General features: G+C 59.3%; 11 protein-coding genes. 4 read left to right on the forward strand and 7 right to left on the reverse strand.

The features are described from left to right. From NYR50_RS19660 to NYR50_RS19670, 3 genes are read left to right on the forward strand one after another with little or no spacing between them, the layout of a single operon-like run. Window positions 1–843, forward strand: a complete 843-nt coding sequence (locus NYR50_RS19660; RefSeq protein ID WP_418138279.1) for a class I fructose-bisphosphate aldolase — start codon at window positions 1–3, stop codon at window positions 841–843. Further along, on the forward strand, window positions 836–2,359 hold the full coding sequence (locus NYR50_RS19665; RefSeq protein ID WP_418137958.1) for an FGGY-family carbohydrate kinase: 1,524 nt from the start codon (window positions 836–838) through the stop codon (window positions 2,357–2,359). The genes NYR50_RS19660 and NYR50_RS19665 overlap by 8 nt, the downstream gene beginning before the upstream one ends. After that, on the forward strand, window positions 2,308–2,469 hold the full coding sequence (locus NYR50_RS19670; RefSeq protein WP_418138280.1) for a methyl-accepting chemotaxis protein: 162 nt from the start codon (window positions 2,308–2,310) through the stop codon (window positions 2,467–2,469). The genes NYR50_RS19665 and NYR50_RS19670 overlap by 52 nt, the downstream gene beginning before the upstream one ends. 120 nt (window positions 2,470–2,589) lie before the next feature. On the opposite strand, the gene NYR50_RS19675 is transcribed toward NYR50_RS19670, so the two are convergent. Then, window positions 2,590–3,564, reverse strand: coding sequence for a bifunctional helix-turn-helix transcriptional regulator/GNAT family N-acetyltransferase (locus NYR50_RS19675; protein WP_418137959.1), 975 nt, complete (start codon window positions 3,562–3,564; stop codon window positions 2,590–2,592). Window positions 3,565–3,711: 147 nt separating this feature from the next. Between NYR50_RS19675 and NYR50_RS19680 the strand changes: the two genes are divergently transcribed. Then, window positions 3,712–4,110: a hypothetical protein gene (locus NYR50_RS19680; RefSeq protein ID WP_418137960.1), complete on the forward strand. Its 399-nt coding sequence runs from the start codon at window positions 3,712–3,714 to the stop codon at window positions 4,108–4,110. 30 nt (window positions 4,111–4,140) lie between these two features. Here NYR50_RS19680 and NYR50_RS19685 read toward each other — a convergent pair whose 3' ends face one another. From NYR50_RS19685 to NYR50_RS19710, 6 genes are all read right to left on the reverse strand, one after another. Then, on the reverse strand, window positions 4,141–5,286 hold the full coding sequence (locus tag NYR50_RS19685; protein WP_174010558.1) for an alpha-hydroxy acid oxidase: 1,146 nt from the start codon (window positions 5,284–5,286) through the stop codon (window positions 4,141–4,143). A 107-nt stretch (window positions 5,287–5,393) separates the two neighbouring features. Then, window positions 5,394–6,407, reverse strand: a complete 1,014-nt coding sequence (locus tag NYR50_RS19690) for a 2-hydroxyacid dehydrogenase (protein WP_418137961.1) — start codon at window positions 6,405–6,407, stop codon at window positions 5,394–5,396. Between the two features lie 60 nt (window positions 6,408–6,467). After that, the gene (locus NYR50_RS19695; RefSeq protein WP_010973389.1) at window positions 6,468–8,090 is read right to left on the reverse strand and encodes an ABC-F family ATP-binding cassette domain-containing protein; all 1,623 of its coding nucleotides are present in this window, start codon (window positions 8,088–8,090) and stop codon (window positions 6,468–6,470) included. 148 nt (window positions 8,091–8,238) lie between these two features. Continuing rightward, complete coding sequence (locus tag NYR50_RS19700) at window positions 8,239–9,477, reverse strand: vWA domain-containing protein (RefSeq protein ID WP_174010553.1); 1,239 nt, start codon at window positions 9,475–9,477, stop codon at window positions 8,239–8,241. Window positions 9,478–9,645: 168 nt separating this feature from the next. Further along, a complete protein-coding gene (locus NYR50_RS19705) occupies window positions 9,646–10,524 on the reverse strand; it encodes a transglutaminase family protein (protein WP_174010551.1) in 879 nt (292 codons plus the stop codon). Window positions 10,525–10,528: 4 nt separating this feature from the next. Beyond that, window positions 10,529–12,934 carry a circularly permuted type 2 ATP-grasp protein gene (locus NYR50_RS19710; protein WP_006313465.1) on the reverse strand — a complete coding sequence of 802 codons (2,406 nt, stop codon included), beginning with the start codon at window positions 12,932–12,934 and terminating at the stop codon, window positions 10,529–10,531. Between the last annotated feature and the right edge of the window lies 1 nt (window position 12,935).

Consider the following 12,935-nt stretch of genomic DNA (forward strand, 5'->3'; position numbering starts at 1 on the left):
ATGCGGATTTCGAAAAAGGCGCGCATGAACCGGCTGTTCCGCAATGGCGGTTGCCTTGATGTGGCGATCGATCACGGGGTTTGCAACGAACCGAGCTTCCTTGTCGGGCTGGAGGATATGGCGCAGACGGTAGAGAAGCTGGTGGAGGCTGGTCCCGATGCGATCCAGATGACCTACGGGCAGGCCGATCTGTTGCAGCAGAGACCGGAGCGCGACAAGCCGGCTCTCGTCATGCGCATCGATATGGGCAATCCCTATAATTCCACCCGTCACAGAACCATGTGGTCGCAGCTTCAGAACTATCATGATCCGATTATCGGTGCGCTGGAAATGGATGCAGCCTGCGTCGTCGTCAATCTGTTCATGCTGCCCGACGAGCCGGAACTGTTTCGCCAATGCGTCGAGAATATCAGCCGGGTGCGGGCCGATTGCCATCGTTTCGGCATGCCGTTGATGATCGAACCGCTGGTGATGCTGCCCAACGACGTGCGCGGTGGTTATCAGGTGGATGGCGACGCCGAGAAGATCGTCACGCTGGTACGCCTTGCCTCGGAAATGGGAGCCGATATCATCAAGGCCGATCCGACCAGCAACCCGGAGGATTTCCACAGGGTGATCGAGGCGGCGCGCTGCCCGGTGCTGGTGCGGGGCGGAGGACGTGAGGACTTGCGCAATGTGCTGGCAAAATCGGCGGCCTTGATGGCACAGGGTGCAAACGGCATGGTCTATGGCCGCAACATCTATCAGCATGACAATCCCAAGGCCGTGGTGGCGGCCTTGATGGGCATCATCCATCAGGGTGCGAGCGGCGAAGAGGCATGGGATATCTATAATCGTGGCTGAGAAAAATCTTATATTGGGTCTCGATGTCGGCAACACGGTCATCAAGGCTGTGCTGTTTGACATGGCGGGCCGGCAGATCGCCCAGCACGCCATCGACGGGCATTCGACATTTCCGCAGCCCGGCTACGTCGAGCGCAATCTCGAGGAATTGTGGCGCAACGGCTGTGAGGCGATCCGCCAGCTTCTGGTCAAATCGGCGGTAGATCCCCACAGCATTGCGGGCGTGGGCTGCGCCGGCCATGGCAATGGTCTCTATCTTCTGGATAAAGAACAGCAGCCGCTGCTCGGCATTCAGTCGCTGGACAGCCGCGCCGCCGATATGGCGACCGAGCTTGACCGGAAAAGCGGAGACCTGCTGCAGGCGCGTTGCCTGCAGCGCCCTTGGCCCGCGCAGACGCCCACGCTTCTCGCTTGGGTGAAACGGCACGCGCCCGATCTTTATGCGCAGACCGGCACAGTGCTGTTCTGCAAGGACTTCGTCAATTTCCGCCTGACGGGCTGCCTTGCCAATGATATTTCCGACCTCAGCGGTGCGGGGCTGCTTGCCCTGCCGGAAGTGCTGCTCGACCGCGAGCTTCTGTCACTCTATGGCCTTGAGGATGCCTTGGCGTTCTTCCCCCGTCTCGTGGAATCGGCTGACATTGTCGGCGAGGTGACGCGGGAGGCTGCCGGCCTGACCGGGCTTTCGGAAGGCACACCGGTCATTGGGGGTTTCTTCGATGTCGTTTCCAGCGCCATGGGTTCGGGGGTTATCAATGCGGGTGAAGCCTCCGTCATTGCCGGCACCTGGAGCATCAATCAGGTATTTGCGAACAAACCGGTGATCAGCCCCGATGTCTTCATGGTCACGACATTCGGTCGCGACCGCTATGTGAATATCGAATCCAGCGCCACCTCTGCCGCCAATCTGGAATGGTACGTGCATCGTGTCCGCGCCGACCATGGCGACCATGCCTTCGAGCGCTGCAACGAACTGGTCGGTTCCGTGACTCCGCAGGCAGACGATCCGTTCTTTCACCCCTTCATCTTTGGCTCACGGCTCGGAGCGGAGTTTCGTGGCGGGTTTTATGGTCTCGCCGGCTGGCATGGTGAAGGCCACATGGTGCGGGCCCTGTTCGAGGGCGTGTGTTTCGAGCACCGCCGCCACATCGGCGTGCTGCGGGAGGCGGGGCTACCTGTTGAAAGCGCTGTTATGTCCGGCGGCGGTTCCCGTAGCCAGCACTGGCCGCAGATCATGGCGGATGTTCTGGAGATTCCCCTTCGCGTCGCCGAGGCCAAGGAAACGGGCGCGCTCGGTGCGGCGATCGGCGCAGCCGTGGCGACGGGGCTCTATCCGAATTACGAGGAGGCCGTTGCTGCGATGACGCGGGTTCAGAGTGCCTATCAGCCCGATACAGCGCAGGTCTCGCACTACAGACGGCGCTACGGTCTCTATCAGGAATTGACCGGACAGTTGCGGAGCTTCTGGAGCGCTTTGCGGTTACCTCAACAACGAGATTCGGCATCATCGGGATGATCGGCGTGATAGCCTTCCAGAGGAATTTGATGGCGCTCAACGCTGGGGTAGAAACGGCGCGGGCCGACGAGGCGGGCAACGGTTTTTCCGCCGTGGCGCAGGGGACGTGATTGCGGATGCATATCACCGCTTGAGGGAGAAATCTCGCGAGAGTGCCCTATATGCTGCATGCCGCCGGCCGCCTCCGAGCCAATGACTGGTCCATTCGGGCGGCTATCACCTCTGGAGGGTCATTCGGGCCGTGGCCGGATAAAGCGCTGTTCCAGAACCTCGCTTCCCCATTGGCTGCCCGGATATTCCTCGGTGCATGTGAAGCCATGGGTTTCGTAAAGATGCCGTGCGGCCAAAAGGCCGTTGAATGTCCACAGATGGGTTTCGGCAAAGCCCGCCTGGTCGGCGAAGGCGAGGGCGGTTGCGAGTAGCCTGCGTCCGACACCGCCGCCACGGATGCCGTCATCGACGATGAACCAGCGCAGATGGGCAATATCCGCTCCGAGATCTTCACCGTCGATGGCGACAGAACCGATGATTTCCTGTCCGCGCATGGCGACCCAGATCGCATTTCTCGGGTTTTCAAGCCGGTTGCAGAAAGCGGCGAGGCCTTCGGCCACGACGGATTCGAAACGCTGGCCGAAGCCGGATGTCCGGGCATAATAAAGTGCGTGTATCTGGGTGATACGGGCAATGATGCCAGGCCTGTATCCCTGTTTGATGTCGATGGCGGGAACCGGCGTGTCGGCCCTCGCTCCCAACGCATCGGCATAAAGACGGAGCCCTTCGAGAATGGTATGAGCATCCTTCGACGTCAGTTGCGCCAAAGCGCCCGATACCTGACGGTTCGCAAAGCCATTGATTGCACTGACCTTCTCCCGGCCCTGTCCCGTGAGACGCAGCCGCTTGATACGGCTATCCACATCGTCCGTTTGTTCGACAATATCGCCGGACAGGATGAGTTTGCGCAACATGCGGCTGACGCTCGATTTCTCGAGCCGCAACAGCTTTCCAAGATCCTTTGCGGTGATGCCGGGGCATGACTCGATCTCGATCAGCGCATGCACCGACGAGGGTGGCAAATCGGTGCCGGCAAAATCGCCACCCATGAAACCAAGCTCGCGAACAAGCTGGCGTGAGGTGGAGCGGATGTCACTTATGGGCGGAAATTGTTCGGGCACGTTCGATCCATTATGGTTGCATCTTGCAACCATAACCTTATTGCCCCTGCCTTGCCAAGATTGCGGCCGGCGTAAAAAGCTGGCTTTCTGCGCAAAAGCGGGCAATCTGCTGGCCGGGACACTGACAATGGCGGCGAAACCGACCTTGTTAGTAAGGTGGGTGTTCTCCGAGGTCGTGCCGTGGAGCTCTCCTGCGGTATTCGCGAGCGTTTATTATCCGGCTATGGAGAAGTCATGCCTGATACGCCTCGATTTTTCCGCTACGCGGTTTTGGCCGCCATGTTTCCCATCGCGGTTCTCGGCCTGGTGGGAACACCGAATGAATATCGGGCGATCGGTATCGATGCCGTCGATTGCGACGGGCCGATATCTGTCCTGATTGCCGCCGCGCCGGCATTTGTCGCCTATGCGGCCATCGGCTCGATGTTCATTTCCGGGGCCAAGCATCACCGCTCACGTGTCGCAGCCATTTTCTGCGGACTTGTCTGCCTGGCACTCGCCTGGAATATCGGCATGGCGCTTCGGGAGAATCAAAGGAACGCGGCGGAGACGGTGTGCGGTTCCAGCAGTCGATTATGACCGGACACCGCCCTTTGCCGTTCGGTGTGCTTAGTGGAAGCGCAGATTTCGTCGCGTGAGCTGATCGACGGTGGTGCAGCCCATCAGTTTCATGCCGCGCTCGATTTCGATCCGCATTGTTTCCAGCGCCCGTTCCACACCCGGCTGCCCGGCGGCGGCAAGTGGGAAAAGGTAATAACGGCCAAGGCCCACGGCTTTTGCGCCGAGGGATAGTGCTTTCAGAACGTGGGTGCCACGCTGCACGCCGCCGTCCATCATCACGTCGATCCGGTCGCCGACCGCATCGACGATTTCGGCCAACTGGTCGAAGGCGCTGCGGGAGCCATCGAGCTGACGGCCACCGTGATTGGAAAGCACGATGCCGCTGCAGCCGATCTCGACCGCGCGGCGGGCGTCGTCCACGGACATGATCCCCTTCAGGCAGAAAGGCCCACCCCATTCGCGCACCATCTGCGCCACATCGTCCCAATTCATCGAAGGGTCGAGCATCTCGGTGAAATAACGGCTGATGGAAAGAGCGCCGCCGTCCATTTTGATATGGTCGTCGAGTTGTGGCAGGCTGAAGCGCTCATGCGTCAGGTAATTGATGCCCCAGGCGGGCTTCATGGCAAATTGCGCGATGCCGGAAAGATTGAGCTTGAAGGGAATGGCAAAGCCGGTGCGCTTGTCACGTTCGCGGTTCCCGCCGGTGATGCTGTCCACCGTCAGCATCATGGTCTCGACGCCGGCGCTTTTCGCCCGGGCCATCATATCGCGGTTGAGGCCGCGATCTTTGTGGAAATAGAATTGATAGACCTGCGGGCCGCCGCTGATCCGGCGTGCTTCCTCAAGGCTGGTGGTGCCGAGTGAGGAAACGCCGAACATGGTGCCGAATTTCCCCGCGGCGGCAGCGACCGCCTTCTCACCCTGATGGTGAAAGAGGCGTTGCAGCGCGGTCGGGGAACAATAGACCGGCATCGCCAGCTTCTGCCCCATGACCGTGACCGACATATCCACATCGGCCACACCCTGCAGCACATCGGGAACGAGATCGCAGTTTTCGAAGGCGGCCGTGTTTCGACGATAGGTCACCTCGTCATCGGCAGCGCCGTCTATGTAATTGAAGATCGGTCCGGGAAGGCGCTGTTTGGCCATGCGGCGGAAATCGTGGAAATTATAGCAGTCTTTGAGTTGCATCTGTCGCTCGGCCAGTCCGGTTTGAAAGCTCGAAAAAGATGGATTGAAACCTATACCGGGGATTGGGGCCGGGCAATTCTATCACCGGCGATTTTTACCGTTCTCAGCTACGAAACTGCGCCGGCAAGCTGCTCCGTGGAGACGGCGTGCAGGGCTTTGCCGGTATCGACAAAACTCTCGATATTGCCGATCGTCGTGTCCGCAATGTTCTTCAGCGCTTCCTGCGTGAAGAAACCCTGATGGCCGGTGACAAGAACATTGGGGAAAGTCAGCAGTCGCGCGAAGACATCGTCGCGCAGCACGTCATTGGAAAGATCTTCGAAAAAGAGGTCGGCTTCCTCTTCATAGACATCGATGCCGAGAGAGCCGATCGTGCCGTCCTTCAGACCCGTGATCGCGGCCCGGGTATCGATGATGGCGCCGCGGCTGGTATTGATGAGCATCACGCCCTTTTTCAAAAGCGGCAAAGTCTCCCTGCGAATAAGGTGCCGGGTCTCGCGCGTGAGCGGACACATCAGCGCGACGATATCCGATGTCCGGAACAGCTCCTCCCGCGTTACATATGTCATGCCCAGCGCCTCGCAATCGGGATTGGGATGAAGATCGTGACCGATGAGACGGCAGCCGAAGCCGGCCGCAATGCGTGCAAAAATCGCGCCGATCTTGCCCGTGCCGACGATGCCCATCGTCTTGCCATACAGATCGAAGCCGAGCAGGCCATCAAGGGCGAAGTTTCCTTCGCGGACGCGGTTATAGGCCCGGTGAATCTTGCGGTTGAGCGACAGGATGAGCGCCATTGTGTGTTCTGCGACCGCATAGGGTGAATAGGCCGGCACGCGGGCAATGGTGAGACCAAGTTTTTCGGCAGTGGCGAGATCGACCTGATTGAACCCGGCGCAGCGAAGAGCAACCAGCTTCACGCCCATCCCCGCCAGTTTCTCGAACACCGGCCGCGACAGATCGTCATTAACGAAGGCGCAGATCGCCATCGCTCCATCCGCCAAAGCGACCGTTTCAGGCGACAGGCGGGCTTCGCAATATTGCAGGCGCATGCCCGGCCTGGCGGCCTCGTCGAGAAACTGCCTGTCATAGGGTTTGGCGCTATAGACAACGATCCGCATCTGTCTCTCCAGTTTCGAAACGAAAGCTGCCGTTACAGGGCGATGTGTCCGGCAGGCATCTTAGCTGCGAAGGCCCGGCGCTTCCTGTCCGGTGCTTTCGACATATTCGGTATATCCGCCGCCAAACTGATGGATACCATCAGGCGTCAGTTCCAGCACCCGGTTCGAGAGCGCGGCCAGGAAATGGCGATCGTGCGAAACGAACAGCATGGTGCCTTCATAATCAGACAGGGCTTTGATCAGCATTTCCTTGGTGTCGAGATCGAGATGGTTCGTCGGCTCGTCCAGCACCAGGAAATTCGGCGGATCGAACAGCATGGCCGCCATGACGAGGCGGGCTTTTTCACCACCGGAAAGAACACGGCAGCGTTTTTCCACGTCATCGCCCGAGAAACCGAAACAGCCGGATAGGGCGCGCAGCGGCGCCTGGCCCGCCTTCGGAAAACGCTCTTCCAGCCATTCCAGAATGGTGCTGTCACCGTCAAGAACATCCATGGCGTGTTGGGCGAAATAACCCAGCTTGACGCTGGCGCCGAGGGTGACATTACCGGAATCCGGCGCAGTCGTGCCGGTCACGAGTTTCAGCAAGGTCGATTTTCCGGCGCCATTGACGCCCATGATGCACCAGCGCTCCTTGCGGCGTACCATGAAGTCCAGTTCGCCATAGATCGTGCGGCTGCCATAGGCCTTGTTGACTTTCTTCAGCGCAACGACGTCCTCCCCTGATCGGGGTGCCGGGGCGAATTCGAAAGCCACCGTCTGGCGCCGTTTGGGCGGCTCGACGCGGTCGATCTTTTCAAGTTTCTTGACGCGGCTCTGCACCTGCGAGGCATGCGAGGCGCGCGCCTTGAAACGTTCGATGAACTTGATTTCCTTGGCAAGCATGGCCTGCTGGCGCTCGAACTGTGCCTGCTGCTGCTTTTCGTTCTGTGCCCGCTGCTGTTCGTAAAAGCCATAATCGCCGGAATAGGTGGTGAGGCTGCCGGCATCGATCTCGATGATCTTGGTGACGATGCGGTTCATGAATTCGCGGTCATGCGACGTCATGAGCAATGCGCCGTCATAATTCTTCAGGAAGTCTTCGAGCCAGATCAGGCTTTCAAGATCGAGATGGTTCGACGGTTCGTCGAGCAGCATCACATCCGGGCGCATCAACAGGATGCGGGCGAGCGCCACGCGCATCTTCCAGCCGCCGGACAGTTTCGAAACGTCGCCGTCCATCATTTCCTGGCTGAAGCTCAGCCCGTCCAGCACCTCACGGGCGCGGCCTTCCAGCGCGTAACCGTCCAGCTCTTCGTACCGCGCCTGCACTTCGCCGTAACGTTCGATGATGGCGTCCATCTCGTCCATCCGGTCGGGATCGGACATGGCGGCTTCCAACTCGCGAAGTTCCGCTGCCACTTCGCTGACCGGGCCTGCGCCCTCCATGACTTCGGCCACGGCGGAGTGGCCGGACATTTCACCGACATCCTGATCGAAATAACCGACCGTCATGCCCTTTTCGACGACGACCTGTCCCTCATCGGGCTGGTCTTCCCCCGTTATCATCCGGAACAGCGTGGTCTTGCCGGCGCCGTTCGGGCCGACAAGGCCAATCTTTTCCCCACGATTGAGCGCGGCGGAGGCCTCGATATAGAGAATGCGGTGACTGTTCGACTTGCTGATATTTTCGATGCGGATCATGACAGGGCCTGTGAATGGGAGCGGCCCTCCTATGCCACGGGCCGCCGCCGCTGTCACCTGCCGTGCTTGTCCTGCCAGCCATGCAGGGAGGACAAGCTTCGCTCCGAAGCCAGACAATCCGGAGAAAGGAGGATTCCGGCCTTAGCCGTCAGTTGGTGAGCGTGGCTACACTGCCGGCGGCCTTGCGGGCGATTTCACCAAAGGCTGTCACGATCTGCTCCATATTTTCAGGCGCATAATAATTATCGGCGCTGGAAGCGCAATATTGCAGCAGCGACTTGCCCTTGTCCGGGGCCATGAAGGCGACGCTGAAAATCTTGATGCCGTCTTTCTTGGCAGTCTCGCAGGTGGTGCGCACCGACTGGTCGATGCTGGAATTCCAAGCGGCGCTATTTCCCGTCATTTCACCATCGGTCATGAGGACGATATAGCGTTCGAAGGATTCACTGCCTTTCTCTTTGTGGTATTTCGCTTCGTCGGGATTGGATTTTTTAAGGGCATTATAGGCGGCGGTGAGGCTGCTGCGAGCATCCGTGCCGCCGGATGGAAATTCCGGGATCTGCTTATCTACATAGCTGACGACGCTGCTCGTACCCCAGCTGATGGGCTGAGCGGCGTAGGTCTCGTGTGTATAAACGGAGGCACCGGTACGGACGAGTTCTGAACCGCCATTGGCGGTGTAGGTCGGATCAGCCTTGTTCAACGTCGCGACGAGGAAGCCGACGGCAGTTTTGAGCGATGTGGCCTTGTTGACGTAGCAAGGGCTAGATGTGGCCTTCGCTTCGCTGTTACCCCAATTGGCGGCTGTGTAGACCGGGCAGGATTTTTTTGCCGTATTGATTGTGTCGGTCTTGAAGGACATCGAACCCGAGCGGTCGAGCGCGAGATACATGGAGATCGGCGCGCCCTTGTTGACGGTGCTTTTTGCGGTGCCGGTTACCGAAAGGTCAAGCGTTTTTGCGCCGATAAAACCGAGCATCGGATTGAGCTGTATCTGGTGTTTGATCGTGGTTTCAACGGAGTAGGTCTTGCCGCGTGCATTTTCCGTGGCCGTGACACGGGTTGGAGAATTCTTCTCCAGTTCGATTTTCTCTTCCGCGGTCAGATTCTTTTCCATCTGGGCCGCAATGAAGTTCTTGGCAATTTCCTTGATCTGTTCGTCGCTGAGCTTGCCCTCTCTCAGACGCGCTTCGGTGGCGGCCGCGAGTGCTGCAGAATCCGCAGTATTCTGCATATCCGCTTTTACCTGCATGACATTCGCAAGCTCCATGCCGGCACCGGCGACACCCAGCAAGACCGGCAGCAATATGGCCGTCATCATGCCGAAATTGCCGCTGGTATCGGCAAGGAAACGGCGCTTGGGTTTGTGAGGTGCGGATACGGTCATTGGAGGCTCACCGATTAGAATATTCTACTAAGCGCAGGAAACCCGCAAACGATGTAGAATACGCTAACGCGATCGGTTCAAATTTATGCAGCGTTCAAATTGACGCAGTTTTCGAAGTATTTTCAAGAATTGTTTGGCGCGAGGGTCGCAATAATACACATCGTGTCATTATTGGACGGGAATGACGTCGACGGCCTGTTTTATCTGCTGGTTACCGTAACTCTTCAAGACGCCGATAACAGGCGCGACATCGGAGTAGTCCCGCCCATAACCAACGACGATGTGGTCACTTCCGGCGACGATATCGTTTGTCGGGTCGAGTTCCAGATAACCGGTTGCCTCGCCGCACCAGATGCGAACCCAGGCATGCATGGCATCGGCGCCTTCCAGCCGCTCCTTGCCCGGCGGGGGAATGGTGCGCAGGAAGCCGCTGACGTAACCGGCGGGAATGCCGAGGCTGCGCAGCGCCATGATCATGATGTGCGAAAAATCCTGGCACACGCCGCTCTTCAGCTTGAAGGCTTCCGACGGTGTCGTATCCACTGTCGTCGCCTCGGCATCATAGGTGAAATCCCCATGGATGCGTTTGCACGTCGCCATTGCGATTTCGCGAATGGTCATTCCCGGCTTCAGCAACTCCCGGGCATAGGCTGATATCGCCGCGTCCGTGCCTATTCTGGGACTGGTGCCAACGAAATGGTGCGGCGACTGGAAATCGAGCGACCAGACCTCGGCAAGCTCCTGTGGCAGGCGGGAAAGCTCGGGCGAAAAATCGGCCGTCAAAGCCGGCGCCTCCACCATCACGCGGGCCTGCATGCGGATGTCGAGTTTCTCATGCGGGGCGCGCAGATGCACCGAGGTGGCCGACTGGTGAAAGAAATCCTCGAAACCGACACGTTCTTCGGGCGCGGGTAAAACGTCGATGGAACCGGCAACAAGCCGCTGCCGCCCGGGGATGGAGAGCGGCAGAACGCGGATGATGTGGCGCGCGCCGTGGGCCGGCGTGTCGTAGGTGTAACCCATATGCAGGGAAAGATCATAAAGCATAGGATTATCCGAGATAGGTTCGGGCCAGGACATCGGAGAGATGTTCCATGTCGGTTTCCAGCTGGCGATAGATCGCGCCGTTCATGTTTTCCGGCGTCATCACGGCGAGCCCGGAATGCAGACGCATCGCCTCGCGATAGAAGGGAGACATCTGGCCGTTGACGAAGGCATTCGGAAGCTGCTCCACCTCGGTGCGGATTTCGTTTAGCTGAAACAGGATCGAGCGGGGATTGAGCGGATCGAGCGCTAGAAGGTCGGTTACGGTCAGACCCGCCGTATTGACGTTGTAGCGGCGGCGATGGGTCATGACGCTGTCGCCGATTTCAAGCAGCATGTCATAGGAACCATCAGGTGCATCCGGCCCGGTCATATGGCCGAGAAGCCGTGTCATATGCAGGCCGCGTTCGAGATAACGGCCTATCGACAGGAAACGCCAACCGGTGAAGCGATACATGTTTTCGTGCACAAGACCGGCAAAACCGGCAAGCTTGCGCAACAGGATCGTCATGGCATGGGTGGCGTCATCACCCGGCGCCACCTTGGCATGGAAACGGCGGGCGGTCTTGGCAAGATCGTTCAGCGCCAGCCATCCGTCCGGCGAAAAGCGGTCGCGAATGTTGCTGGCGGAGTAGAGCGCGCTGTTGATGTTGTTGAGCAGGCTTTCCGGCACGGCATCGTTCATCTCCACGTCGAGCGCTTCGAGATAGCCCGTCACATGGGCGAGCAGCGGCTGGCGCGGATCGGCGGATTCCGCATAACGTCCATGCCAGGCGCGCAGGATGCGCAGCGCGCCTTCCGAACGTTCGATATAACGCCCGAGCCAGAAGAGATTGTCGGCAGCCCTGCTTGGCAGGCTGCCCGGCATGTTGCGGATAAAGCTTTCTTCCGCCGGCAGAAGCGTAGTGCGTTCCACGGGTTTGTCGCTGACGATCCAGACATCCGCCGCGCTGCCGCCTGATTGCATGGCGATGGCGGACACATCGTCACCGCTGCCGATGCGGGCAAAACCGCCGGGCATGATCTGCCAGCCATCCTGGGTACGGGCGGCAAATACACGAAGGCTCATCGGCCGCGGCACGAGCTTGTTGTCAATGTAGGCCGGCGTGGTTGAAAGCTTCACGACTTCCTGGCCCACCAGCCTGTGGCCGTCGGAGGCAAGCCAGTCGCTGATCGATTCCTTTGCCGTTTCGCGAAGCGAGGAGCCAAGCACGGATTGGCCGTTATCGTCAAAGAAAGGCAGCCGCGAATAGGCCGGGCCGATGACCATGCCTTCAATATTACCGGCAACGTGGCGGCGTTCGGATTCCTGTCCGCACCACCAGGTGGCGATGGAGGGCAGTTTCAGTTCCTCGCCCAAAATGTGGCGGCAGACGCGTGGCATGAAGGCGAGCAGCGCCCGTGTTTCGAGAATGCCGCTGCCAAGCGCGTTGACGACGGTGAGCGCCTCATTGCGCAGCGCCTGCACCATGCCCGGCGTGCCAATATGGGAGTGCTGGTTGAGTTCCAGCGGATCGGAATAGGAGGCGTCGAGACGTCGCCACAACACGCCGATCGGTTTCAGTCCGGCCACGGTTCTAACCATGACGCGGCCGTTGACCACGGTCAGGTCCTCGCCTTCCAGCAACATGAAACCGAGATAACGGGCGATATAGGCGTGTTCGAAATAGGTCTCGTTGGCGGGGCCGGGCGTCAGAACGGCGATCCGTTCGTCGGGATGTTTCCTGTGCGCCTGCAGTGCATCGCGGAAAGCGCCGAAAAATGAAGCGAGACGATGGACATGGGTTTCCGCGTAGATATCGGACAGCGCGCGGGTGGTCGCTACCCGGTTTTCAAGCGCAAAACCCGCGCCGGAAGGTGCCTGCGTGCGGTCGGCCAGCACCCACCAGTTGCCGTCAGGTCCGCGGCCGATTTCAAACGAACAGAAATGCAGATAATGCCCGCTTGCCGGCTTCACCCCGACCATTGGCCGCAGATATTCCGGATTGGAGGCGATCAGCGCCGGCGGCACGTAACCTTCCTTCACCAGCCGGTTCTCGCCGTAAAAATCGGCAACCATGGCTTCGAGAAGATTGGCGCGCTGCTTCAGCCCTTCGGAAAGAACCGTCCATTCCCGGTCGTCGATCAGGACAGGAATATGCGAGATAGGCCAGTTTCTTTCGCTGCTGCCCTTGCCGTAGTCGCGGTAGAACACGCCTGCATCGCGCAGATAACGGTCGGTGCGGGCAAAACGCTCGTGCAGTTCCCGCTCCGACATGCGTGACAGGGCGGCTAGCAGGGTCTTCCAGACCGGCCTCACCTCACCGTTGGTGTCGAGCATTTCGTCGGCAACGCCAGGCAAGGTAGAGTAATCCAGCCCGCGCGGTCGCGCGGTCGTTTCCGTCTTGCGTTCCGTTGCCGGGGCTTTGGACAAT

Source organism: Agrobacterium sp. El2ro-1b (assembly GCF_048298475.1).
Lineage (GTDB): Bacteria > Pseudomonadota > Alphaproteobacteria > Rhizobiales > Rhizobiaceae > Agrobacterium > Agrobacterium fabrum.

What these genes read in the sequence shown, in the direction of transcription:
- NYR50_RS19660 (WP_418138279.1), top strand. Translation starts at nt 1, where the DNA reads ATGCGGATTTCGAAAAAGGCGCGCATGAACCGGCTGTTCCGCAATGGC.
- NYR50_RS19675 (WP_418137959.1), bottom strand. Translation starts at nt 3,564, where the DNA reads ATGGTTGCAAGATGCAACCATAATGGATCGAACGTGCCCGAACAATTT.
- NYR50_RS19685 (WP_174010558.1), bottom strand. Translation starts at nt 5,286, where the DNA reads ATGCAACTCAAAGACTGCTATAATTTCCACGATTTCCGCCGCATGGCC.
- NYR50_RS19690 (WP_418137961.1), bottom strand. Translation starts at nt 6,407, where the DNA reads ATGCGGATCGTTGTCTATAGCGCCAAACCCTATGACAGGCAGTTTCTC.
- NYR50_RS19695 (WP_010973389.1), bottom strand. Translation starts at nt 8,090, where the DNA reads ATGATCCGCATCGAAAATATCAGCAAGTCGAACAGTCACCGCATTCTC.
- NYR50_RS19700 (WP_174010553.1), bottom strand. Translation starts at nt 9,477, where the DNA reads ATGACCGTATCCGCACCTCACAAACCCAAGCGCCGTTTCCTTGCCGAT.
- NYR50_RS19705 (WP_174010551.1), bottom strand. Translation starts at nt 10,524, where the DNA reads ATGCTTTATGATCTTTCCCTGCATATGGGTTACACCTACGACACGCCG.